Origin of the sequence: Streptomyces sp. M41 (assembly GCF_043673425.1) — a bacterium.
GTDB lineage: Bacteria > Actinomycetota > Actinomycetes > Streptomycetales > Streptomycetaceae > Streptomyces.
The window spans coordinates 247,937-272,470 of record NZ_JBIMKE010000002.1 but is presented as its reverse complement, the minus strand read 5'-3'; the positions used below and the strand labels follow the sequence as shown (position 1 = coordinate 272,470).

At 72.0% G+C, this 24,534-nt stretch carries 17 protein-coding genes and 2 pseudogenes; 15 read left to right on the top strand and 4 right to left on the bottom strand.

What is annotated here, in order from left to right; genetic code table 11:
- Nucleotides 1-2,307, top strand: coding sequence for a bifunctional salicylyl-CoA 5-hydroxylase/oxidoreductase (locus tag ACHBTE_RS03505; RefSeq protein ID WP_394721812.1), 2,307 nt, complete (start codon nucleotides 1-3; stop codon nucleotides 2,305-2,307).
- A 60-nt stretch (nucleotides 2,308-2,367) separates the two neighbouring features.
- Here ACHBTE_RS03505 and ACHBTE_RS03500 read toward each other — a convergent pair whose 3' ends face one another.
- Nucleotides 2,368-3,180, bottom strand: coding sequence for a PaaX family transcriptional regulator C-terminal domain-containing protein (locus tag ACHBTE_RS03500; protein WP_394721811.1), 813 nt, complete (start codon nucleotides 3,178-3,180; stop codon nucleotides 2,368-2,370).
- 15 nt (nucleotides 3,181-3,195) lie between these two features.
- The gene (locus tag ACHBTE_RS03495) at nucleotides 3,196-4,809 is read right to left on the bottom strand and encodes an AMP-binding protein (RefSeq protein ID WP_394721810.1); all 1,614 of its coding nucleotides are present in this window, start codon (nucleotides 4,807-4,809) and stop codon (nucleotides 3,196-3,198) included.
- A gap of 251 nt (nucleotides 4,810-5,060) precedes the next feature.
- On the opposite strand from ACHBTE_RS03495, the gene ACHBTE_RS03490 reads away from it, so the two are divergent.
- Both ACHBTE_RS03490 and ACHBTE_RS03485 read left to right on the top strand, forming a co-directional pair.
- Nucleotides 5,061-6,203 (top strand): acyl-CoA dehydrogenase family protein, encoded by a 1,143-nt coding sequence (locus ACHBTE_RS03490; RefSeq protein WP_394721809.1) that lies wholly within the window; start codon nucleotides 5,061-5,063, stop codon nucleotides 6,201-6,203.
- Nucleotides 6,200-6,598 carry a RidA family protein gene (locus ACHBTE_RS03485; RefSeq protein WP_394721808.1) on the top strand — a complete coding sequence of 133 codons (399 nt, stop codon included), beginning with the start codon at nucleotides 6,200-6,202 and terminating at the stop codon, nucleotides 6,596-6,598. Before ACHBTE_RS03490 ends, ACHBTE_RS03485 begins: the two co-directional genes overlap by 4 nt.
- A 96-nt stretch (nucleotides 6,599-6,694) precedes the next feature.
- On the opposite strand, the gene ACHBTE_RS03480 is transcribed toward ACHBTE_RS03485, so the two are convergent.
- Nucleotides 6,695-6,889, bottom strand: coding sequence for a DUF5999 family protein (locus tag ACHBTE_RS03480; RefSeq protein ID WP_394721807.1), 195 nt, complete (start codon nucleotides 6,887-6,889; stop codon nucleotides 6,695-6,697).
- A 250-nt stretch (nucleotides 6,890-7,139) separates the two neighbouring features.
- Here ACHBTE_RS03480 and ACHBTE_RS03475 point away from each other — a divergent pair, with 250 nt between their 5' ends.
- The 5 genes from ACHBTE_RS03475 to menC all read left to right on the top strand — a co-directional run bounded on the left by ACHBTE_RS03475 (nucleotide 7,140) and on the right by menC (nucleotide 12,819).
- A complete protein-coding gene (locus tag ACHBTE_RS03475; RefSeq protein ID WP_394721806.1) occupies nucleotides 7,140-7,628 on the top strand; it encodes a DUF6299 family protein in 489 nt (162 codons plus the stop codon).
- A gap of 213 nt (nucleotides 7,629-7,841) precedes the next feature.
- Entirely contained in the window at nucleotides 7,842-9,563 is a 1,722-nt protein-coding gene (locus tag ACHBTE_RS03470; RefSeq protein ID WP_394721805.1) for a PucR family transcriptional regulator, read from the top strand.
- A 229-nt stretch (nucleotides 9,564-9,792) separates the two neighbouring features.
- Nucleotides 9,793-10,878: a M20 family metallopeptidase gene (locus ACHBTE_RS03465; RefSeq protein WP_394721992.1), complete on the top strand. Its 1,086-nt coding sequence runs from the start codon at nucleotides 9,793-9,795 to the stop codon at nucleotides 10,876-10,878.
- On the top strand, nucleotides 10,875-11,654 hold the full coding sequence (locus ACHBTE_RS03460; protein WP_394721804.1) for a GNAT family N-acetyltransferase: 780 nt from the start codon (nucleotides 10,875-10,877) through the stop codon (nucleotides 11,652-11,654). Before ACHBTE_RS03465 ends, ACHBTE_RS03460 begins: the two co-directional genes overlap by 4 nt.
- 55 nt (nucleotides 11,655-11,709) lie before the next feature.
- A complete protein-coding gene (gene menC / locus ACHBTE_RS03455; protein ID WP_394721803.1) occupies nucleotides 11,710-12,819 on the top strand; it encodes an o-succinylbenzoate synthase in 1,110 nt (369 codons plus the stop codon).
- A 57-nt stretch (nucleotides 12,820-12,876) separates the two neighbouring features.
- On the opposite strand, the pseudogene ACHBTE_RS03450 reads toward menC, so the two are convergent.
- Nucleotides 12,877-13,275: pseudogene (locus tag ACHBTE_RS03450) on the bottom strand (helix-turn-helix domain-containing protein); the annotation flags it as partial.
- Nucleotides 13,276-13,556: 281 nt separating this feature from the next.
- Between ACHBTE_RS03450 and ACHBTE_RS03445 the strand changes: the two are divergent.
- The 7 genes and pseudogenes from ACHBTE_RS03445 to ACHBTE_RS03415 all read left to right on the top strand — a co-directional run bounded on the left by ACHBTE_RS03445 (nucleotide 13,557) and on the right by ACHBTE_RS03415 (nucleotide 24,459).
- Complete coding sequence (locus tag ACHBTE_RS03445) at nucleotides 13,557-13,907, top strand: ATP-binding protein (RefSeq protein ID WP_394721802.1); 351 nt, start codon at nucleotides 13,557-13,559, stop codon at nucleotides 13,905-13,907.
- Between the two features lie 31 nt (nucleotides 13,908-13,938).
- Entirely contained in the window at nucleotides 13,939-15,567 is a 1,629-nt protein-coding gene (locus tag ACHBTE_RS03440) for a TIGR02677 family protein (RefSeq protein WP_394721801.1), read from the top strand.
- Nucleotides 15,564-16,835 carry a TIGR02678 family protein gene (locus ACHBTE_RS03435; RefSeq protein WP_394721800.1) on the top strand — a complete coding sequence of 424 codons (1,272 nt, stop codon included), beginning with the start codon at nucleotides 15,564-15,566 and terminating at the stop codon, nucleotides 16,833-16,835. The genes ACHBTE_RS03440 and ACHBTE_RS03435 overlap by 4 nt, the downstream gene beginning before the upstream one ends.
- 8 nt (nucleotides 16,836-16,843) lie before the next feature.
- Complete coding sequence (locus tag ACHBTE_RS03430; RefSeq protein ID WP_394721799.1) at nucleotides 16,844-21,082, top strand: TIGR02680 family protein; 4,239 nt, start codon at nucleotides 16,844-16,846, stop codon at nucleotides 21,080-21,082.
- 83 nt (nucleotides 21,083-21,165) lie between these two features.
- Entirely contained in the window at nucleotides 21,166-22,431 is a 1,266-nt protein-coding gene (locus ACHBTE_RS03425) for a TIGR02679 family protein (RefSeq protein WP_394721798.1), read from the top strand.
- Between the two features lie 302 nt (nucleotides 22,432-22,733).
- Nucleotides 22,734-23,048, top strand: a pseudogene (locus tag ACHBTE_RS03420) (DNA methyltransferase); the annotation flags it as partial.
- A gap of 283 nt (nucleotides 23,049-23,331) precedes the next feature.
- A complete protein-coding gene (locus ACHBTE_RS03415) occupies nucleotides 23,332-24,459 on the top strand; it encodes an SDR family oxidoreductase (RefSeq protein WP_394721797.1) in 1,128 nt (375 codons plus the stop codon).
- Nucleotides 24,460-24,534: the final 75 nt, after the last annotated feature.

Sequence of the window (24,534 nt, the reverse complement as noted above, 5' to 3'; positions counted from 1 at the left end):
ATGACCCACTCGTCATCGCCCCGCGAGACGGACCGCCCCCTGAGGGTCGCGGTCATCGGCGGCGGCCCGGGCGGCCTCTACGCCGCCGCCCTGCTCAAACGCCTCGACCCGGCCCGCGACATCACCGTATGGGAACGCAACGCCCCCGACGACACCTTCGGCTTCGGAGTGGTCCTCTCCGACGAGACCCTCGGCGGTATCGAACACGCCGATCCCATCGTCTACGAGGCCCTCCAGGCGTACTTCACCCGCTGGGACGACATCGACATCGTCCACCGGGACTCCCGCCAGACCTCCGGCGGACACGGCTTCGCCGCCCTCGGCAGGAAGCGCCTCCTGGAGATCCTGCACAACCGCTGCCGCAGCCTCGGCGTGGAACTCCGCTTCCGCACCGAGGCGCCGCACGCCGCACAACTGGCGGAGACATACGACCTCGTCATCGCCGCCGACGGTGTGCACAGCACCACCCGCGGGGCCTACGCCCATATGTTCCGCCCCCATGTGGCCACGCACCACTGCCGCTATGTCTGGCTGGCCGCCGACTTCGCCTTCGACGCCTTCCGCTTCGAGATCGCCGAGACCGAGCACGGCGTGATGCAGCTGCACGGCTACCCCTACGCGGCCGACGCCTCCACCGTCATCGTCGAGATGCACGAAGACGTGTGGCGAGCCGCCGGCTTCGACGAGCTCGACGAGCAGGAGTCGACCGCGCGCTGCGCCAAGATCTTCGCCGACGCGCTCGGCGGGCGCCCGCTCAAGTCCAACAAGTCGGCCTGGACCACCTTCCGGACCGTCGTCAACGAACGCTGGTCGCACGAGAACATCGTCCTGCTCGGCGACGCCGCCCACACCGCCCACTTCTCCATCGGCTCCGGCACCAAGCTCGCCGTCGAGGACGCCCTGGCGCTCGCCGCCTCCCTGGAGGAACAGCCCGACCTCAAGACCGCGCTGAGCGCGTACGAGTCCGAGCGCAGGCCGGTCGTCGCGTCCACGCAGCGCGCCGCCCGCGCCAGCCTGGAGTGGTTCGAGAACCTCGGCCGGTACCTCGACCAGCCGCCCCGCCAGTTCGCCTTCAACCTGCTCACCCGCAGCCGCCGCGTCACCCACGACAATCTGCGTCTGCGCGACGCCCGCTTCACCGAATCCGTGGAGCGCGAGTTCGGCTGCCCGCCCGGCACACCCCCCATGTTCACCCCCTTCCGGCTGCGCGGCCTGACCCTGCGCAACCGTGTAGTGGTGTCCCCGATGGACATGTACTCGGCCACGGACGGCGTCCCCGGCGACTTCCACCTCGTCCACCTCGGAGCCCGCGCCCTCGGCGGCGCCGGTCTGGTGATGACCGAGATGGTGTGCGTCAGCCCCGAAGGGCGGATCACCCCCGGCTGCGCCGGCCTCTACACCGGCAGACAGGCCGACGCCTGGAAGCGGATCGTGCAGTTCGTGCACGCCCAGGCCCCCGGCACCGCGATCGGCGTACAGCTCGGCCACAGTGGACGCAAAGGCTCGACGAAGCTGATGTGGGAGGGCATCGACGAGCCCCTGGAAGACGGCAACTGGCCGCTCGTCGCCGCCTCCCCCATCCCCTACAAGCCGTACAGCCAGACCCCGCGCGAACTCGGCCGCGCGGCGCTCACCGACATCCGCGAGCAGTTCACCTCCGCCGCCTGGCGGGCCGCCCGCGCCGGCTTCGACCTCCTCGAACTGCACTGCGCGCACGGCTATCTGCTCTCCGGTTTCCTCTCCCCGCTGACCAACCACCGCACGGACGCCTACGGCGGCTCCCTGGAGAAGCGGCTGCGTTTCCCGCTGGAGGTCTTCGACGCCGTACGCGCCGTGTGGCCGGAGGAGCGGCCCATGATCGTCCGTATCTCCGCCACCGACTGGGCCGAGGGCGGCACGAGCGCCGACGACGCCGTCGAGATCGCCCGCGCCTTCGCCGCGCACGGCGCCGACGCCGTCGACGTGTCGACCGGACAGGTGGTGGCCGAGGAGCAGCCGGAGTACGGGCGGTCGTACCAGACGCCGTACGCGGACCGGATCCGGCATGAAACCGGTCTGCCGGTCGTCGCGGTCGGTGCGATCTCCTCCTGGGACGACGTCAACTCCCTGATCCTGGCGGGCCGCACGGACCTGTGCGCGCTCGCCCGCCCGCACCTGTACGACCCGCACTGGACGCTGCACGCGGCGGCCGAGCAGGGCTACGAGGGGCCGGGCGTCGGCTGGCCCGCCCCGTACCGCGCGGGCAGCCGCCGGCCGCAGACCGGACGTACCGATGCCCCCAAACCCCGACTGACGCTCGGCAGTTGAGCACGACCCGACGGGCGGGCCGGACCGTGGCACGGTCCCGCCCGGCCGAGGTCGCGGCCGTCACAGCCCCGCGTAGACGGCCCCCGCGTCGCGCAGCCGGGAGTGCAGGGCCCGGAAGACGGCGGCCGAACGGGCGCCGGGCCAGTCCTCGGGCAGCAGCCGGGCGGGCAGGCCGGGATCGGTGTACGGCAGATGGCGCCAGGAGTCCAGAGCGAGGAGATAGTCGCGGTACGCCTCCTCGGGCGGTGTGTCCGCCCGGCGCTCCCACGCGTGCAGCACGCGCGCGTGCCGGTCGAGGAACGCCTCGTGCTCCTTGGCGATCGCGGCCAGGTCCCACCAGCGGGCCACCGCCTGCGCCGTCGGTGTGAAGCCGAGATGCTCACCGCGGAAGAAGTCGACGTACTCGTCCAGGTGCAGCCGCCGCAGCGTGTGCCGGGCCTCCTCATGGAGCCGCGCCGGCGCGATCCACACCCCCGGGGCCGCCGTCCCGAAGCCGAGGCCGGCCAGCCGGGAGCGCAGCACATGCCGCTTCTGCCGCTCCGACTCCGGCACCGAGAAGACCGCGAGCACCCAGCCCTTGTCCTCGGCCGGCCCGCCGGTGTAGATGCGCCGGTCGCCGTCGTCGAGCAACTGCCGGGCGTCGGGGGACAGTTCGTAGCCGGCCGCGCCCTGCGTCGTGCGGGCCGGCAGCAGCAGTCCGCGGCGCTTGAGCCGGGACACGGACGACCGTACGGAGGGGGCGTCCACACCGACCGCGGCCAGCAGTCTGATCAGCTCGGCGACCGGCACCGGGCCGGGCATGTGGCGGCCGTAGGCGCCGTAGAGCGTGACGATCAGAGACCGTGGTGCATGCTGGTCGGACACGTTGATCATCTTAGGTGGTAGGGATCAGTCCTGATCACCCGGCGGGTCACCGCCGCCGCGCAGCCTGAACCGCTGGAGTTTGCCGGTCGCGGTGCGCGGCAGGGCGTCCAGGAACACGATCTCGCGTGGACACTTGTACGGGGCGATCTCGGCCTTGACGAACGAGCGCAGCGCCTCCGTGTCCCGGCGGGCACCCTCCCTGAGCACGACGTATGCCACCACCACCTGTCCACGCGCGGTGTCGGGCCGCCCCACCACCGCCGTCTCCAGCACGTCCGGATGGCGCAGCAGGGCCTCCTCGACCTCCGGGCCGGCGATGTTGTAGCCGGCCGAGATGATCATGTCGTCCGCGCGGGCGACATAGCGGAAGTAGCCGTCACTCTCCCGGACGTAGGTGTCGCCGGTGATGTTCCAGCCGTCGCGCACATAGTCGCGCTGGCGCGGATCGGCGAGATAGCGGCAGCCGACCGGCCCGCGCACGGCGAGCAGCCCCGGCTCCCCGTCGGGCTGTTCCCGGCCCGTGGCGTCGACCACGCGCGCCTGCCACCCCGGCACCGGCACCCCGGTCGTCCCGGGCCTGATCTGCTCGTCGGCCGCGGAGATGAAGATGTGCAGCAGCTCGGTGGCGCCGATGCCGTTGATGACGCGCAGCCCGGTCCGCTCGTGCCAGGCCCGCCAGGTGGCGGCGGGAAGGTTCTCGCCGGCCGAGACACAGCGGCGCAGCGAGGAGATGTCGTGCGAGTCGAGCTCGTCGAGCATCGCGCGATACGCCGTCGGCGCCGTGAACAGCACGGACACCCGGTGCTCGGCGATCGCGGGCAGCAACTGCTTCGGGCCGGCCTGTTCGAGGAGCAGCGCGCTGGCACCGACCCGCATCGGGAAGACCACCAGTCCGCCGAGGCCGAAGGTGAAGCCGAGCGGGGGGCTGCCGGCGAAGACATCGCCCACATGTGGTTGCAGCACATGTTCCGAGAAGGTGTCGGCTATCGCGAGCACGTCGCGGTGGAAGTGCATACAGCCCTTGGGCCGTCCGGTGGTGCCGGAGGTGAAGGCGATGAGCGCGACGTCGTCGGCGGCGGTGTCGGCGGCCGGACACGGCGTCTCGGGGGCCGGGCGGCGCAGCAGGTCGTCGGGGGCGTCGCCGCCGTACGTCGTGATCCGCAGCCCCGGTATCTCGGCCTTGGCGAGGTCGTCAACCGCCCTGATGTCGCACAGCGCGTGCCGTACCCGGGCCATCTCGCACATGGTCCGCAGCTCGTGCGACCGCTGTTGGGCCAGCACCGTGACGGCGACCGCCCCCACCTTCAGCACCGCCAGCCAGCAGGCCGCCAGCCAGGGCGTCGTGGGGCCCCGCAACAGCACCCGGTTGCCCGGGACCACCCCGAGGTCGCCGGTCAGCAGATGGGCGATCCGGTCCACGCGGGCGCGCAGATTGCCGTACGTCCATGGGGGGCCGGACGGGGTGTGGAACACGGGCCGCTCGTCGGCGGGGCCGGCGAGCAGTTCGGCCGCGGCGTTGAGCCGTTCGGGGTAGCGCAGCCCCGGCAGTTCGAAACGGAGCTCCGGCCACTGGTCGGGCGGTGGCAGATGGTCGCGGGCGAAGGTGTCGACGTGCGCGGAGCGGTACGGACCGGCCATGGCGGTTTTCGCCCCCTTGCCTTGTGGGCTGCCTCGTGGGCGTCTTGGTGGGCTCGCAACAGGGAGCGTATCGTGTTGGTGACGACAGTCAATGGGGCGCGATACCGTGGGGCGAGGTCGGCGGAAAGGGGCCGGCAGGAGGTCCGTCGCGCGGGCCGTCGGGAAGGTTTCGTCGAGTGGTCCGTCGCCAAGGGGCGTCGAGTCGGTCCGTCGAGCGGTCCGTCCCGGACGGCCCGCAGGGAGGTTCGGCAATGCCCGCATTCTCGCTCGATCCCGCGCAGACCGCCTGGTGTGCCGAGCTGCGCACCTTGGCCGCCGAACAACTGCGCCCGCTGGCGGAGAAGGGCGAACCCGGGCACGTCAACCGCGCACTCGTCGCCGAGCTCGGCCGACTGGGCCTGCTGGAGCGGCTGTTCACCTCAGGGGCGGTCGACCTGTGCCTGATGCGGGAATCCCTCGCGTACGCCTGCACGGAGGCGGAGACCGCGCTCGCCCTCCAGGGCCTCGGCGCCCACCCGGTCCACGCCCATGGCACCCCGGCCCAGCGCGACCGCTGGCTGCCGCGGGTGGCCGAGGGCACCGCCGTGGCGGCCTTCGCGCTGAGCGAGCCGGCCGCGGGGTCGGACGCGGCGGCGCTGGAACTGCGGGCGGAGCGGGAGGAAGCGGGGGCCGGCCCCGCCCGCTGGCGCCTCACGGGTGAGAAGTGCTGGATCTCCAACGCCCCCGAGGCCGACTTCTACACCGTCTTCGCCCGCACCACCCCCGGCGCCGGCGCCCGTGGCGTCACCGCCTTCCTGGTCCCCGCCGACCGCCCCGGCCTCGCCGGAGCCGCCCTCGACATGCTCTCCCCGCACCCCATCGGCGCCCTCACCTTCGACGCCGTCCCCGTCACCGCCGCCGACGTCCTCGGTGAGCCCGACCGGGGGTTCCGTGTCGCGATGGGCACCCTCAACCTCTTCCGGCCCAGCGTCGGCGCCTTCGCCGTCGGCATGGCCCGGGCCGCCCTGGACGCGACGCTCGGCCACACGGCCGAACGGGACGCGTTCGGCGGCAAACTGAAGGACCTCCAGACGGTCGCCCACCAAGTGGCGGACATGGCCCTGCGCACCGAGGCGGCCCGGCTCATGGTGTACGCGGCGGCGACGGCCTGTGACGAGGGCGCTCCCGACGTCCCCGGGCGCGCAGCGATGGCGAAACTGCTCGCCACCGAAACCGCTCAGCACGTCGTCGACAAGGCCGTCCAGCTCCACGGCGCCCGCGCCCTGCGCCGCGGCCATCTGCTCGAACACCTCTACCGGGAGGTGCGCGCCCCGCGTATCTACGAGGGTGCCAGCGAGGTCCAACTCGGCATCATCGCCAAGGAGTTGTACGCGACCAGGGAGGCCGCACAGTGACCGCCGAGCGCATCAACCCGCCCGACCTGTCCCCGCCCGCCGGGTTCTCCCACGCGGTCGTCGCCACCGGCTCACGCGTCGTGTTCCTGGCCGGGCAGACGGCCCTGGACACCGACGGGAAGGTGGTGGGGGAGACGCTGCCGGAGCAGTTCGAGCGGGCGCTGACGAATCTGCTGAGCGCGCTGGCGGCGGCCGGCGGCACCCCGGCCGACCTCGCGCGGGTCACCGTCTACGCCACCGATGTGGCGGCCTATCGCACGCAGGCCGCCGAACTCGGCGGTATCTGGCGGCGGTCGGCGGGGCGTGACTATCCGGCGATGGCGGTCGTGGAGGTCGTACGGCTGTGGGACGAGCGGGCGATGGTGGAGCTCGACGGGTTCGCCGTGCTGCCGTAGCTGCGGCTCATGCGATGCCGCCGTAAGTGCCGCTCGGGGCGAGGCTGCCGTCCAGCAGTCGCTCACGCGGCGTTCTCGCTCACGCGGCGTTCTCGCTCACGCCGCCATCGCGAGGCGCTCGGCCGGTACCCGGTGCGGTGCGACCACGCTGCCGTCGGGCAGCAGCTCACCGCTGTCGTCGAACACGATCGCGCCGGTGCAGAGCAGGTTCCAGCCCTGCTCGGGGTGTGCGGCCACCACATGTGCGGTGTGGCCGTCGGAGGAAGGGCACGAAGGCTGGTGGGAACACATGGCGCACCTCCACATAGGGCGGACGAGCCGTGTGGATCGTCCAAATGGGTAGACCATGCTCCCGCCGCGAACTCATCGGAACGGCACGCCATGAACCGTGACAACACGCGGACAACATGAGGACGACACGCTGACCGAGCCACGAAGGACGCGTCGGACTCGCCACCGAAGGGGTGACGATCACACCCGTAGGCGCACCTGCCCGGTACCAGTGGAGGCCCCCACTCCGCTCACCCCGGGAGGTCGTCCCATGCACCTGCGCCGCGTTCTCGCCACACGCCCCGCCCTCGCCACCGCCGCCTGCACCGCGCTGTTCCTGCTCGTCGCCGCCCCCTCGGCGCCCGCCGACTCCTCCGGTCCCGCCATCGCCCCGGCTCCCGCGGACGCCAAGGAGACCGTGACCATCGACACCAAGGCCCTGATGACCACGGACGGCACGGTCACCGTCTCCGGCACCTACAGCTGTGTCGACAGCGTCGGCCCCACCTTCGTGAGCTCCTCCGTCGGCCAGAAGGACTCCGACATCCGGTACGCCATCGGCGGCACCATGGCCGTGTGCGACGGCGAGCAGCACCGCTGGAAGAACAAGAGCCAGCCGTCCCCGACGACGCTCAAGCACGGCAAGGCGGACGTCGAGGCCAGCATCGTGGAGCTGCACCCCGTGGACAGCCTCGGCGGACTGCCCCTGCCCCGCTTCCACGCGGTGGAGAAGCAGAAGATCACCCTGTCGAAGAAGTGACGCGCCTCCACAGCGCTCACCGACCCGGACCCACGCACCCCACCCCCGTCTCACCTCACACTTCACCCACAGCAAGGCACACACCGCGCCCCTCCCGGTCGGGAGAGGCGCGGTGCCGTTTCGTGCGACAGGACGAATGGGCCGCCTATTCTGGTTCATGGATACGAACCCGCGCGCCCGTGAGAGTCCTAACCTGCGGAGATGATCAGGCGCATGTCGACGCACCCCGCCAGGAGCCTGAGCCGCGTGCTCGAGGACCTCGGCCCCACTCTCCTGGATCTGATCCACGGCGACCCCGCGGCGGCCCCCGAGCTCGGTGGCGTAGGCATCCACGATCCGCACGACGAGCAGCACTACCCCGAGCACGCGGTCGTGCTGGGTGTGGGCGTGACCGGAGCCGAGCAGATCGGCGGTCTCCTGCGGCAGCTGGCCGCCCAGGGCGCCACCGCCCTCGTCGTGCGGGGGCCCGTGGCCGACGGGGAGGCACTGCGGTCGGCGGTGGCCGAGACGGGCGTGGCGCTTCTCGCCCTGACCCGGGGGGCTTCCTGGGCGCAACTGGCGGCGATGCTGCGCGTCCTGCTGGCCGAGGGTGACGTGGGCGAGCAGGGCGACCAGACGCTGGGCGGGGTGCCGTCCGGTGACCTCTTCGCCCTCGCCAACGCGATCGCCACGCTCCTGGACGCGCCCGTCACCATCGAGGACCGCCGCTCGCGGATCCTGGCGTTCTCCGGCCGGCAGGACGAGGCGGACGACGCTCGGGTGGCGAGCATCCTGGCCCGTCAGGTGCCCGAGCGCTATCTGCGGATCCATGAGGAGGACGGCGTCTTCAAGCAGCTCTACCGCGCCGACGGCGTCGTCCACATCCCGCCGCCGAACCTGGGTGACGAGGTCGCGCTGCCGCGCGTGGCCATCGCGGTACGGGCCGGGGACGAGGTGCTGGGCTCGGTGTGGGCGGCGCTGCGCCGGCCGCTGACGCCGGAGCGGGAGCGGGCGTTCCAGGAGGCGGCACAGCTGGTGGCCCTGCACATGCTGCGCTTCCGGGCCGGCACGGACGCCGAGTACCGGCTGCGCGCCGACCTGGTCACGACCGCGCTGGAGGGCGGCACCGGCGCCGTGGAAGCGCTCGGCCGGCTCGGCCTCGCCGGGGAGCCGCTGCTCGTCATGGCCATGGGGCTCGCCCCGGCACCGGCCCACGACCACGCGCAGCTCGCCGCCGAGCGGCAGCGCCTCACGAGCGCGCTGGCCGTGCACCTGACCGCCGTACAGCCCCGTTCGGCCGTGGCGCTGCTCGGTGATGTCGCGTACGCCCTCTTCCCGGCCGCCGGTGACAGCGCGCAGGCGCAGGAGCGGGCCGTTCAGGTCGCGTCGAACTTCCTCGACCGCACCGGTGACCGGCCGGGTGCGGTCGTCGGTGTCGGGTCGGTGGCCGACGAGCCGGCGGCACTGGCCCGTTCGCGCAGGAACGCGGACCGGGCGCTGCGTGTGCTGCTGGGTCACCGCACGTCGCGGCGGGTCGCTCCCCTCGCCGACGTGCATGTCGACGCGCTGCTGCTGGAGATGAGGGACCTCGCCGCCGCCCACCGTGACGAGTTGTCCGGTCCGCTGGCCCGCCTCGTGGCCTACGACACCGATCACAACGCCCATCTCGTCCAGACACTGCGGGCGTGGCTGGACGCCTTCGGAGACGTGATCACGGCCTCGGCGAGCGTCTACGTCCACCCCAACACCTTCCGGTACCGGATCCGCAGGGTGGCGGAGGTGGGCGGGATCGATCTGCGGGATCCGGCGGCCCGGTTCGCCGCCATGCTGCAACTGCGGCTGATGGGCCCGCACAACGGCCCCAACGGCCCCAACGGCCCCAACGGCCCCAACGGCCCTAGCGGGCCCAACGGCCCCAACGGCCCCAACGGCGGCGGAGCGCGCGGCGGATCCTGAGCGGCCACATCGGCTGAGCACACTGCGGCGCGGGGAACCCGCCGTCCCCGCGGATCGGTGGCGCCGTACGAAAACGCGGCGCGGCTTCTCACGCCGGCACCAACTCCCGCCTGCCGGACCTGCCTAGCGTGGCGGTCAGCCCACCCAGGAGGACCCATCCGTGCAGCAGGACCCGACCTTCCCGTCCGGACCAACCGACGACCACCTCGCGCCGCCCGCGCTCGACGCCATGCTCACCGACCTCGAAGAGCTCGTGACGTGTGAGTCGTACTCCGCCGACCACGCGGCCCTGGCCCGCAGCGCCCGGGTCGTCGCCGACCAGGGCAGCCGGCTCCTCGGCGGTGCCCGGCCCCGAGTCTTCGACGTCGCGGGCGTCACCCATGTCCAGTGGACCTTCGGCACACCCCGCGTCCTGCTCCTGGGCCACCACGACACCGTCTGGCCCATCGGCTCGCTCAAGGCCCACCCCTGGTCGGTGGCGGACGGCATCGCCCGCGGCCCCGGCGTCTTCGACATGAAGGCCGGCCTGGTCCAGATGTTCCACGCCCTGGCGGGTCTGCCGTCCCTCGACGGCGTGAGCATCCTGGTCACCGGCGACGAGGAGATCGGTTCGCACACGTCCCGCGCGCTCATCGAGGACCTCGCCCGCCGGTGCGCGGCCACCTTGGTGTTGGAACCCTCGGCGCCCGGCGGGGCCCTGAAGACCAGCCGAAAGGGCGTGTCCCTCTACGACATCACCGTCCACGGCCGCGCCGCCCACTCCGGCCTGGAGCCTGAGAAGGGCGTCAACGCCGCCACCGAACTGGCCCATCAGATCCTGGCCCTCGACGCACTCGTCCCGAACCTCGTCGAGGACACCGGTCCCGGCACGACGGTCACGCCCACCGTGATGTCGGCGGGAACCGCCACCAACACCGTCCCGGCGCGCGCCCGGCTGAACCTGGACGTCCGCGTGCCCACGACCGCCGCACAGGAGGCCGTGGACCAGCTCATCAGGTCGCTGCGGCCACGGCTGCCCGGAGCCCGGCTGGAGATCGACGGCGGCCCCAACCGCCCACCGCTGGACGCCGACGCCTCCCGCGACCTGTTCGCGCTGGCCGTGACCACGGCCGAGCACCTCGGCCTCGGTCCGCTGCTCCCCGCGGCGGTCGGCGGGGCCTCCGACGGCAACTACACCGCAGGGGTGGGCTGCCCCACCCTCGACGGCCTCGGCGCCGTCGGCGACGGAGCGCACGCCGACCACGAACACGTGCGCACCGCCACCATGCCGGAGCGCGCCCGCCTCCTCACCCACCTCGTCGGAGCCCTGCGATGAAGCCACTCGAACTCCGCGAACTCCACGACATCGAGGACCTGGACGCCGTGGTCCGCCTCTACGCCGACATCTGGGGCACGGACGCGGACCACGCACCCATCTCCGCCGAGATCATGCGAGCCCTGTCCCACGCGGGCAACTATGTGGCCGGCGCCTATGAGAACGGCAGGCTCGTCGGCGCCTCCGTGGGCTTCTTCGCCGACCCGGTCGGCGCCACCCTGCACTCCCACATCACCGGCGCCGCCATCGGGCGCGGCATCGGACTCGCGCTGAAGCTGCACCAGCGGCAATGGGCGCTCGCCCGGGGCCTGACGCGGATCACCTGGACCTACGACCCGCTCATCCGCCGTAACGCCTACTTCAACCTGGTCAAGCTCGGCGCCCGCCCCGTGCAGTACCTGACCTCCTTCTACGGGGTCATGGACGACGCCATCAACGGCGGCGACGAGTCCGACCGGGTCCTGACCGCCTGGGACCTGACCGCCCCCGACCCGTCGCCGGAGCCCTCGGTCGCCCACGCCATCCCGGCCGGTGCCGTGCGCGGCGTCATCAATCACGACGGCCGGCCCCTCCTCGGCTCCACCGACGCCGAGACGGTCCTGATCGACCTCCCCGACGACATCGAGGCGCTCCGCCGGACCGACCCCGGCACCGCGCGCGCCTGGCGGCTCGCCGTCCGGGACACCCTGGGCGGTCTGCTCGCCGACGGCGCCCACGTCGTCGGCTTCCACGAGCGGCGCAGCTACCTCGTCCGACGCCCTTCCCCGAGCAAGTGAATCAAGCCCTTTCCCGAGCAAGTGATCCACAGTGATCCAACAGGAGTCACCCGCCATGAAGTTGAAGATCTCCGGTGTCGAACTGCGGCGCATCGCGATGCCCCTCGTCGCCCCCTTCCGGACCTCCTTCGCCGTCGAGACCAGCCGCGACGTGCTGCTGGTCCGCGTCGTCACCTCCGAGGGCGAGGGCTGGGCGGAGTGCGCCGCCATGTCCGAGCCCCGCTACTGCTCCGAGTACGTCGACGGAGCCCAGGACGTGCTGCGGAAGTTCCTCATCCCCGCTCTGCCCGAGGACAGCGTCGACGCCGCCGCGGCGGAACGGGCGCTGGCACCCTTCACCGGCCACCACATGGCGAAGTCCGCCCTGGAGACAGCGATTCTCGACGCCCAGCTCCGCGCCGCCGGGGAGTCCTTCGGCTCCTATCTCGGCGCGGCACGCGAGCGCGTCCCCTGCGGCGTCTCCGTCGGCATCATGGACTCCGTCCCCGAACTCCTGGACGCCGTGGAGGGGTACGTCGCGCAGGGCTACGTCCGGATCAAGCTCAAGATCGAGCCCGGCTGGGACGTGGCACCCGTACGTGCCGTCCGTGAACGCTTCGGCGACGACCTCCTTCTCCAGGTCGACGCCAACGCCGCCTACACCCTGGTCGACGCCCAACAGCTCGCCAAGCTCGACGCGTTCGACCTCCTGCTCGTCGAACAGCCCCTCGCCAACGACGACATGGTGCAGCACGCCCAGCTGGCGAAGCTGCTGCGGACCCCGATCTGCCTGGACGAGTCCATCGAGTCGGCCGCCGACGCCGCCGCGGCCATCTCCCTCGGCGCCTGCTCCGTGATCAACATCAAGCCGGCCCGGGTCGGCGGCTACCTCGAGGCCCGCCGCATCCACGACCTCGCCCGCGCCCACGGCGTCCCCGTCTGGTGCGGCGGCATGCTCGAAACCGGCATCGGCCGCGCCGCCAACCTCGCCCTGGCCGCCCTGCCCGGCTTCACCCTGCCCGGCGACACCTCCGGCTCCCACCGCTACTTCGCCACCGACATCACACCGCCGTTCGTCCTCGCCGACGGCCACCTCGACGTCCCGACGGCCCCCGGCCTCGGTGTCGAGCCGCTGCCCGACGTCCTTGACGCGGTGACCACCTCCAGCGAGTGGATCACGCTGTAGGCCGCAGGAGAGAGGGAGACGGCCGTCCGCTCAGCTCCTGTCATGGCGAGCAGGGCCCATGTACTCCTCGGTCTGCAGCAGGCCGAGGAGTACATGAGCAGCTCAAGGGCCTCCTGCTCCAGCGTCGCCATCCCCTGGAAGAACACCGAATACTGAGCCCGCTCCACCTGCTCCTTCCACACCGTCAGCAACCCGCCCGCGTCCAGGACCCTCGTCAGCCCGCTCGATGGTCCTGGGTGAGGGGATCCGCCGCCCCTGCTCGTACGACGCGACCGTGGTCGCTGAGTATCCGATCCGCCGTCCGAACTCCTCGCGCTCGAGGCCCGCCCGCACCCGCAGCGTCTTCATCGTCTGTCCGAACGTGATGACCACAGCCTGGCCGGACGTGTCCGCCGTCGCCTGCCCTGCGTCGTCTGCCAGCACGGTCGCGGCCCCCTCGCGTGCAACCTCGGTCATCGCTGCCGCCTCCCTGGCGCAACGCCGCCCCGGCGGCCTCGTTACGCCGCGCGTCTCGTACCCGTACCGCCACAACGCGTACAAGGGGCCGCGCCGGTGCGCCACCACTGGTCACGCCACGCGACCGAAGACACCGTTGTCGGCATGACGAGCCAACTCCCCAGCCCCATCGGCGCCTCCCAACCCACGTGTGCCGACGACGACTTGAACCGCACTTTCGAGATGCGGTTCACCTCCACCCAACGGGGCGCCGGCCCCCCCGCCGACTGGCTGCTAACCGCTTGGACGCCTGGGGAATCCCGTACGGCACCGGCCCGCACGAGGAGATTGTGCTGGTCCTCGGCGAGCTGACCGCCGACGCGGTACAACACGGCCACGTCCCCGGCCGGGACTTCCATCTGCTCCTGCACGTGAGCGAACCCGCCCGCACGGTCAGGATCGAGGTCGCCGACACCCGTACCGCACGCACCCCACCCGAACCGGAAGCGCTGCCCGCCCCCGGCTCAGAGGACACCAGCGGCCGAGGGTTGCTGCTGGTCGCGGGTCCCGCCACTCACTGGGGCTGGCACCTCCGGCCGGGCGGTCCGGGCAAGACGGTCTGGGCGGAGTGCGTGTTCGCAACTCCCATGTGAGCTCGGGGCCGCGGTGGAAGAATGTGCTGAGATGACCTCCAGCGACTACTCGCCGTTCGCCCACCTCACCACCCCCAACGCCCCCCTTTACCGCCAGGTCATGCGGGCGTTCCTCGCCGCCAAGGAGCGGTTCGCGGTGCATCTGCGGCCCGAGGACGTGTACGCCGCCCTGGACGAGGGGAACCGCCCCGCCGACCTCGAAGCGGTGACGCAGGCGTTGGACAAGCTCGTGGAGTGGGGCAATCTGCGGGCCGACCCTGACCACGCACGGGTGACGGCGGTCGAGGACTTCTACCGGCGTCGGTTCATCTACCAGCTCACCCGGGCCGGTGAGGCGGCGGAGGCGGCGCTGGGGACGTACGACGAGGTGCTAGGGCGGCGCGGCGAACTCCAGGCGGTCGCGCTGCACGACATCGTCACGCAGCTGCGGGCGCTCCTGGTGATCGCCGCGGAGGACGAGCCCGACCCGGCCAAGACGTACGTCGCCCTGTCCGTGCTGACGGCGCGGTTCACCGACCTCGCCGACAACGCCCGCGCCTTCATGGGCTCGCTCCAGCGCACCATCGACCTGCACGACATCGAGGTCGAGGCGTTCCTGGCCTACAAGGACCGGCTGATCCAGTACCTGGAACGCTTCATCCAGGACCTCATCACCCTCGGCGGGCGCATCGCTCTGCTGATCGGGGAGCTGGAGGAGCAGGAGCGGGTGGGTCCGCTGCTGCGGCTCGCCGCCGCCCGCGAGGCGGCCGACGCCGCTCCCGAGGACGCCGAGCGGGCGGAGGCGGTGGCGTACGAGCGGTGGACCGGGCGGTGGTCCGGCCTGGCCGAGTGGTTCGTGTCGGGGGAGGGGCGGGAGTCGCAGGCCAGGCTGCTGCGCGGGCGGGCGCTCGGTTCGATCCCGCAACTCCTGGCCGTCGTACGGCAGCTCAACGAGCGGCGGGCCGGACGCTCGGACCGCTCGGCCGACTTCCGCACCCTCGCGCGCTGGTTCGCCCAGGCACCGGATGACGCGGCACGGCACCGGCTGTGGCGCGTGGCGTTCGGGCTGCACTCCTCCCGGCACCTCACCGTCGACGCCGACACCCTCGCCGAACGGACGGCCGCCCTGGAGCCGGCCTCCACCCCGTGGAGCGAGGCGCGACCGCTCAGGATCAGCCCTCAATTGCGCCGCACCGGCAGCTACGAACGACGCGGCAGGCCGCGCCGGGTGGCCGACCGGGACGAGGCGAAGCGCCGGCTCGCCGAGATCGCCGCCCGGCAGACGGAGGAGACCAGGCGAGCCCGGGACCGTCTCGTGACGGACGGACCGGTGCGGCTGTCCCGGTTCGGCGGACTCGACCCGCACGCCTTCCAGTTGTTCCTGCGGCTGCTCGGCGACGCGCTCGCCACCTGGCGGCCGGGCATCATCACCACGGTCGCCACCAGCGGGGACGGTTCGATGGAGATCCGGCTGACCGCTCTCGACGACGGATCGACGGCCGAAGTGCACACCCCCGACGGCGTGTTCAGCGGTCCCGACCACCTGATCGACATCGTCGACCTCACGGTGGGGCACGGTGACAGCACCGTACCGGCACCAGCGTCCGCCCTCGTCCCCATCCCCGTCCCCGTCCCCGTCCCGCGACGGGATACCGCCCCCCAGCTGACGGAGGACCGGTGAAAGGCCCCCTCACCGAGGTCCTCGACGGCCAGCGGCAGGCCGACCTCCAGAAGGCCGCACGCGCCCTGCTGAAGGAGCCGCTGCTCACCGCCGACGGGCCGTACGCCGACGAGTTCCGGCTGGTGCGCCGGCACACCGCCGAGCTGCGGGAGTGGTTCGAACGCAACGTCGGCTGGACGCTGCGCACGGACGCCGATGCCGCACGGCTGCGCAAGACGCCGGGGACCCTCACCGACGCCACGCACCCGGCGCGTGAGGCCGCCCGCAGCGCCCTGCCGTTCACCCGCCGCCGCTACGTCCTGCTCTGCCTGGCACTGGCCGCGCTGGAACGGGGCGAGTCGCAGGTGGCGCTCGGACGCCTCGCCGAGCAGGTCGTCCTGGCCGCCGCCGATCCCGAACTCGTCGCCGCGGGGATCACATTCACTCTGGAGCGGCGCGACGAGCGCCTCGACCTCGCGGCCGTAGTCCGCCTGCTGCTGCGACTCGGGGTGCTGCGGCGGGTTGCCGGTGACGAGGACGCCTACGTCAGCGGGTCGGGCGATGTGCTGTACGACGTGCGGCGGCGTGTGCTGGCCGGGATGCCCGCGTCCCTGCGGGGTCCCTCCATGGTCGAGGCCGCGGGCTTCGAGGAGCGCCTGGTGGAGATGACCGCGTGGACCGTCCTCGACAGCGACGAGCTCAGGTTCCGGGCGGTCCGCTGGAAACTGACCCGCATCCTCCTGGACGACCCGGTGCTGTACTACGACGACCTGACCGACGACGAACTGGCCTACCTCACCCGGCAGCGCGGCTTCATCACCGCCCGCATCAACGAACTGACGGGACTCGTCCCGGAGACCAGGGCCGAGGGCATCGCCATGGTCGACCCGATGGACGACCTCACGGACGTGCGCATGCCCGAACAGGGAACTCACGGCCATATCACCCTGCTGCTGGCGGAGCACCTGGCCCGGGCGGACGGGCCCGTCGAACCGGCGGAACTGGCGGCTCGCGTACGTGAACTGGCCGTGGAGCACGGCGGGTTCTGGTCCAAGTCGGCGAGGGAACCGGGAGCGGAGCCCGAACTCGTCGAGCAGGCGCTGACCAAGCTGGTGGCGCTGGGACTCGCCGAGCGCACCGAACGAGGCGTCGTACCGCGGCCCGCCCTCGCGCGATACGCGGTCGGCGAGCCCGTGGTCAGGGAACCCGTACGGGCCCGCCGGCCCGCCACGACCGAGCAACCCGGGCAACCCGGGCAACCCGCGCCGCCCATGCAGGACGAAAGGTGAACCACCCCGTGACCGCGCTCCCCGGCTCCGAGAACTCCGGACCCGCGCTCCCCGCTCCCGCGCCCGGGCGGTGGCAACCCCTGCGCATCGGACTCGTCGACCTCTTCCACTACGACATCGAGGAGTTCTGGTTCCGCGACGGCCGGCTGCTGCTGCGCGGCAACAACGGCACCGGCAAATCGAAGGTGCTCGCCCTCACCCTGCCGTTCCTCCTGGACGGCGACCTCTCCGCCCGCCGCGTCGAACCCGACGGCGACCCCGGCAAGCGCATGGAGTGGAACCTGCTCCTGGGCGGCGCGCACCCCCATCCCGAACGGCTCGGCTACACCTGGATCGAGTTCGGACGACTCGACGACAGCTCGTCAGAGGCGCACTTCCGCACGCTGCTGTGCGGACTGAAGGCGGTCGCCGGACGCGGCATCGCCCGCCACTGGTTCGCGGTCACCGACCAGCGGATCGGCGCCGGCCTCGACCTGCTGGACGCGACCGGGACGGCGCTCTCACGGGACCGGCTCGCCGAGGCCGTCGGCGGCCACGGCATGGTCTACGACACAGCCAAGGCCTACCGCAGGGCGGTCGACGAAGCCCTGTTCGGGCTGGGGGAGCGGCGCTACGGCGCCCTCGTCGACCTCCTGATCCAGCTGCGCCAGCCCCAGCTGTCCAAGCGCCCCAGCGAGGCCGCCCTGTCCCGGGCACTGACCGAGGCACTCCCGCCGATGGACCAGGCGGTCGTCGCCGACGCGGCGGAGGCGTTCCGGTCGTTGGACGAGGAGAAGGAGGAACTGTGGGCGGCCCGCGAGGCCGAACAGGCGTCCACGGCGTTCCTCGACCACTACCGCCGCTACGCCCGTCTTGCGTCGCGGCGCCGCGCCCGCCTGCCCCGCCGCGAACACGCCCGTTACGAGAACCTGCAACGGGAACTCGCCAGGGCGCAGGCGGACCGAGACCGGGCCTCGGCGGAACGCGAGGAGGCCGCGGCGAGGGGCATCGCCCTCGACGAGCGGGCCGCACGACTGGCCGCCCAGGACGCCACCCTGCGGTCCCGGCCGGAGATGCGCGACGCCCGCGCGCTCGACCGGGCGGCGGGCGACGCCTCCCGCACGGCCGCAGAGCTGAAGCGGGCAGAGGCGGACCGGCGTACGGCGGCCGAGGCACACACCCGGGCCCTGGGCCGGCTTGCCACCGCGGACAACCGGTTCACAGCAGCCCGGGAGGCGTTGGACGGGATCCGGGACCGGGTGGCCGAGAGCGCGGCGGCCGCCCGGCTCGACCGGCCCAGGACGGAGGGAGCCCCCGACGCGGTCCTGCGCCGGGAGGCGGACGAGGCGACCGCGAGCAGGCGGCGCGCCGTCGAGCACGTGACGGAGCTCGTCACGCGGGCCGAGCAGGCCGAGGAGCGGCGCCGTGCCGCGCGGCTGCGCGTCGACGAGGCCGACGAGGAGGTCGTGCACAGGGAGGAGCAACTGGCCGAGGCGGAGGGCGCCGTCGTCCGGGAGGGGCGGGCGCTGGTCACGGCCGTGCGGGAGCGTCTTTCCGGGTGTGCGGAGCTGCGGGTTCCCGGGCTGCCCGGGGTCCTGGACGCCGTACAGGACTGGTCGAGCTCTCTGCACGGCCCGATGCCGGCCCGTACGGCGGCGAGCGAGGCGCATCGCGCTGTCGCATCCCGCCTGGCCGACAGGGCGGCGGGACTGACCCACCGCGAGGCCGCGACGGCGGAGCGCATGCGGCAGGCGCTGGGTGAGATGACCGCCCTCGAAACGGGTGGGGAGCGCGGCCCCGCGGCTCCCTCGACGCGCACACCCGGCGTGCGGGACCGGGGCCCCGGCGCTCCGCTGTGGCGGCTAGTCGACTTCCGGCCGCACGTCACCGAGACCGACCGGGCGGGATTGGAAGCCGCGCTGGAGGCGTCGGGGCTCCTCGACGCCTGGGTGCGGCCGGACGGCTCCGCGGTCGCGGCGGACGGCCATGATGTCGTGCTGGACCCGGTCGGCCTGCTCGGAGGGGCCGGTCTCGACCGCGCGCTGTGCCCGGCCGTCGACCCCGTGGACGCGGGGGCCGCCGCCGTGGGGGAGGAGACGGTCGCGCGCCTGCTCGCCTCGATCGGGCTGGCAGCGGGCGACGGCGACGGATCCGGCGAGGCCTCCTGGGAGGCCGGCGGCCACGACACCTGGGTCTGCGCGGACGGGCGCTTCCGCGTCGGGGCGCTCACGGGAAGCTGGGCCAAGGACAGCGCCCAGTACGTGGGGGAAGGGGCACGGGAGCAGGCACGCCGCGTCCGCATCGGGGAACTGCGCGCGGAGATCGACGACCTGACGGCGGAGCGGGAACGACTGACCGAGGAGTCACGCGGCGTGGCCGAACGCCGTGCCGTGCTGGACGCCGAACTCGCCGCACTGCCCGGCGACGACGACCTGCGGCATGCCCACGCACGCGTCACCGCAGCGGCCGAAGCGGTCCGTCGCGCCCGGGCCCGGCGGGACGAGCGGGCCGCGGAGCTGGCTCCGGCGGCGGAGCGGGCCGATCGTGCGGCGGCCGAACTCGCCGACACCGCGGCGGCCCTGGCCCTCCCCGCCGACCACACGGCACTGGGCGCCGTGCGCCAGGCGCTCGCCGACCACACCGCCCTCCTGGCGGCCCTGTGGCCGACACTGCGCGAGCACGCGGAGGCCGAGCGCGCGGTGACCGGTGAGCGGGAGGAGGCCGGCCGGGCCGAACTTCTCGTGTCCGAACTCACGGAGCGCGCCACGGAGGCGGCTCGGGTGGCCGCGGCGGCGGACGAACACCTCACGACGCTCCGCTCCACCGTCGGAGCGGCCGTCGCCGAGCTGCAGAGGCAACTGGAGGAGACGGCCGAGGTGGCCCGGGTGTGCGAGCACGAGCAGCGGCAGGCCCGGGCGGAGCACGGTGACGCCGACCGGCGGGCCAGCCGCGCCGAGGGACGCATCGAGCAGCTCACCGAGGACGTCACCGAGGCGACCGCCGCGCGTGAGGAAGCAGTTGCGGCGCTCCAGCGGTTCGCCGCGACGGGGCTGCTCGCCGTCGCGCTACCCGACATCGACGTACCGGACGACAGCGGAGCGACGTGGGCGGCGACTCCCGCCGTCGCCCTCGCGCGGGCCGTGGAGTCCCGGCTCTCCTCGATCGATGACACCGAGGCGGCCTGGGAGCGCGTGCAGAAGCGCCTGAGCGAGGAGTTCGGCAGGCTCCAGGACGCGCTGTCGCGGCACGGCCACACCGCTACCGCCCGCCCGAGCGAGGACGGCATGCGGGTCGACATCGTCTACCAGGGCCGGGAACGGGCCGTGCCCGAACTCGCCGAGGCACTGGCCGTAGAGGTCGCGGAACTGACCCGCATCCTGTCCGCACGCGAGCGCGAGATCCTCCAGACCCATCTGATCACCGAGGTCGCCGGGACGCTCCAGGAACTGATCGGGGCGGCCGAACGGCAGGTGGCCGCCATGAACAGGGAGCTGGAGGAGCGTCCGACCTCCACGGGCATGAAGCTGCGGCTGGTGTGGAGAGCGTCCCGCCGGGCCCCGCAGGGACTGGCCCAGGCCCGGGAACGGCTGCGTCAGTCAGCTGACGCATGGTCACCCGAGGACCGGGTCGCGGTCGGCGCGTTCCTCCAGGAGCAGATCGCCCACCGGCAGGCCGACGACAGCGCCGGCAGCTGGCTGGAGGACCTCACCGCCGCCCTGGACTACCGGTCCTGGCACGAGTTCGGCGTCGAACGCCACCAGCACGGCAAGTGGGTGCCGGCCACCGGACCCGCCTCGGGCGGGGAGCGGGTACTGGCCGCCTCTGTCCCCTTGTTCGCCGCCGCATCCTCGCACTACGCGAGTGCGGGCGGCGCGCACGCCCCGCGCCTGGTCACCCTGGACGAGGCATTCGCCGGCGTCGACGACGACTCGCGCGCCAAGTGCCTCGGTCTGCTTCGCGCTTTCGACCTCGACGTCGTCATGACCAGCGAACGCGAATGGGCCTGCTACCCCCAAGTGCCGGGCATCGCCATCGCCCAGCTCTCCCGTGTCGACGACATCGACGCCGTACTGGTGACGCGGTGGGAATGGGACGGCAGCGAACGGCGGCGCGGCACGGAGCCCGGTGCCCGGGCGGGCGCGTTTGCGGTGGCCGCCGGTGCCGGAGACTCCGGCGAGTGGCCCGACGGGTCTGTGAGTCCATCCCGTGAGCCAGGGCGGACCGCCGTGGTCGACGGTGCCGGCGGACAGGGGGCCCTGTGGACCTGAACCATGCGACGACCCCGCCTGACCGCGACGGAGGCCGGGCGGCGCCCGGACGCACAACACCGCAGGACAGGACCGCGGACGAGGTGCAGAGGGGGCCTGCACCGGCAGAAGCCCGGACCGACGTCGACACCGAGCGCCTCGGACGCCTGCTCGGCGATCCCGGCCTCACCTGGTTCGTCGACCGCGTGCGGCAACGGATGGCACGCGGACGGCCGCTCACCGGCTCCGTCACCTTGTCCGACCCCGAGGAATCCCAACGCCGTGCCGCCGAACGCCTCCTGGGACGGGCACCGCGAGCCCGCGGCTCCCTCGGCATTCGCCTCGACACCGTGGATGAGATCCTGCGTCGCTCCGGTGTCAGCCCGGGTGGACTGGCGTCGGCCGTCGTCGCCCTCGCCGGCCCGGTCGTACTCCACGCCGAGGCACGGAAAAGAGAGGAGCAGGCCTGGAAGGAGGCGTACGCCCCGCTCGGCACCCTCGACGCGGAGCTGGCCCACTGGGCCGAACGGATCCGCGGTGACGGTCTCGTACGACGCCTCGCCCGCACCCCAGAGGCGGCGGTCCCCTTGGTGGAGGCCGCGGTGCGCGCGTTGCGTGCACTGCCCGCGTCACCCCCGACGTCGCGGGCGACGTTCGCGGCACGGAATCTCTCGGGCGCCCATGCCCTGGACGAGGGGACGCCGCTCGCCACTCTCGTTCTGTCCGGCATCCGTTGCCTGACCGGCTTCCCCGACGGCTCCGGGGCACAGTGGCGGCGGGAGGCGTGGGCGTCGGCAGGCCTGCTCAAGGACGACCTGTCATCGACCGTCCTCACCCTCAACCTGCGCGGCACCCCAGCCCTCGACTGGATGGCCGACGCCGGGGATCCGGCGGTGCTGACGCTCCGCTCTCTCACCGGCCGCGCACCGGTTGCCGCCGTTCCCCTGATGGGAACCGTTCACATCTGCGAGAACCCCGCGGTACTGTCCGCTGCCGCCGACACCCTTGGCCGGGCGTGCCCGCCCATGGTGTGCCTTCAAGGGCAACCGTCGGCTGCCGCGCTCACGTTGCTGCGCGACCAGTCTTCGCGGGGGGCCCGCCTTCTCTATCACGGCGATTTCGACTGGGGCGGGGTGCGCATCGCCACAGCACTGGCGCGAAGCGTCCCTTGGCGGCCGTGGCGCTACACGGCTGCGGATTACCGAGCAGCAGTGAGCGCAGCGGCCGAAGCCCCGGACTTGACGGGCCCGCCCGCCGCAACTCCCTGGGACCCGGCCCTGGCCGTCGCTCTCGCCCAGTGCGGCGTCCGGATCGAGGAAGAAACGGTGCTCAACGACTTGCTCACGGACCTTGAAACGGGGGCCCGCTGAGGCGTGTCTCGAGAGCGCGGCGGGCGCAGAGTCCGACGAGATCTGTCGGTCGGCACCACGATGACCAGCGGATCTGGGTTACTGTCCAGCGGTTTTGTCGGTGGATCTGTCCGGCCGGTATGTCGCTCTCTACGTGTCGACCCTGATCGAGATTGCTGACCTGTTGGCATATCCGGCCATTTGTCGGCATCGACACGTAATAGGGACGACGGGGCGGATGCCGGTGTGCCGCCTTCCGGCCAGAAGTGACCTGCCGGATGAACACGACACCAGGCGATGGTGGGGCCGAGGTCCGGAGGCAGATGCTCCTCAAGGCCTTCTCCCTGCACCAGCGCGACGCACTCTGCGTGCTCGCCGGACTGCCGGACAGCTGCGTCGACGCCGTGATCACCGACCCGCCGTACAACTCGGGAGCGGACGGTGAAGAAACGTACGAGCCGGTCCGTGAAGCACAAATACACCTCAGCCGTCACCGGTCACGAGCTGCCGGACTTCATGGCGAGAACATGGATCAGAGGTCGTACGGCTTCTGGCTCACGCAGATCAGGACCGAGGCGCACCGGCTCACCAAGGTTGGCGGCACCGCGCTGGTGTTCACCGATTGGCGGCAGGTGCCGCTTGCCAGGGCCGTGCCTCTGAGCACGACGGCAACCACTCCAGCGGTCACCACTGCGCCGACGGAAAGGGCAGCTCTCCACAATGAGGTCCCGGGTAGTTCCACTTCCGCCTTCATGCTTCAGCCCCACCTGTCGCCAGGGGTTGTTCGGGTCATCCTCGCCCTGCACCGACCTGTTCAAACTGAGGTCGGAAACAGCTCACTCAAGAACGAGGAGTTTCGATAATGTAAATACTATTTAATACGCTTTTGCTCTTTTGGTCTTCTTCACTCATTCTGAAGCGGTGACCGTTCTGATCACGGGTGCCACTGGGTTTGTGGGCTCACGTATCGCGCATGCGTTGCTGACGACGCGGAATCAGCAGGTTGTCGCACTGGGGCGGGGTGAGCCTTCGGTTCTACGCGACCGTGTCGTGGCGGCGATCCGCCTGCAAGGCGATGCGAACAGCGTTGCTCTGCAGCGGCTGCGGTGCGTCGCGGGCGATGTGACGCTGCCGTGGCTGGGGCTGACGCCGGCACTGCACGCCCGGCTGGCGGGGCAGGTCGATTCCGTCTGGCACTGCGCGGGTGACATTGCCCTGGCAGGGGAGCGGGAGCGCCTTTTCCGAGTGAACACGCAGGGTACGGCCCACGTTCTCGCTTTCATGGACCAGACGCGGCCCGCATGCCGACTGGTGCACGTGAGCACTATGGCGGTCGCGGGTAACCGGCCCGCCGGGCTGGTGCTGGAAGACGACCTGACCGACGTCCACGGTTTCGTGACGCACTACGACGCGTCGAAGTACGCGGCGGAGCGACTGGTCCGCCAGTGGGCGGCCCGACGTGCGCGTCCGGCGCTGGTACTGCGCCCCGGCGTGGTGGCAAGTGACCGGCCCCTGCCGGACAGCGCGGCGGAACATCCGCTGGCTCAGCTGGGGAAGATGGTCAAGGTCCTCGCGGAGGGGGGCGCGCCCGGTATCCCGCCGGCGGCCGAACGTCTGCGGGGAACCGAGATGCTCCTGCGGATCAACGCGTCACCCTCCGCCACCTTCAACATCGTGCCGAGCGATTACGCGACCGAGGCGATGGTCCGCATCGGGTGCGACATGCCTCGTGTGGACTCCGAGGTGCGCACTTACCACATCGTTCACCCCACTCCCACCCGACTGGCAGAGGTGCTCCGTGTCTTCGAGCAGTATCACGCCGGTCTGCGACTGGAGTGCGCAGAAGAGTTCGACGAGGCGAGTGTGCCTGAACTCTTCATCGCCCGGCACTTGACGGGATTCATCAAATACTGCCGACTTCAGCACCGATACGACCGCACCCATGCGCTGGCCGCCACCCCGGGACTGCCAGAGCCCGCGCCGGTCGATGCACGCTTTCTTAGGCGGGCCCTCGGATTTGGCGCTTCGCTGGCATCTTCTCCGGGGTAGCGGTTCCCGGACAACCTCCCTTTCTCTGCTACGTCAGCGCGCGATCCGTCGTGCTTGTTTGAACATCCATACCAG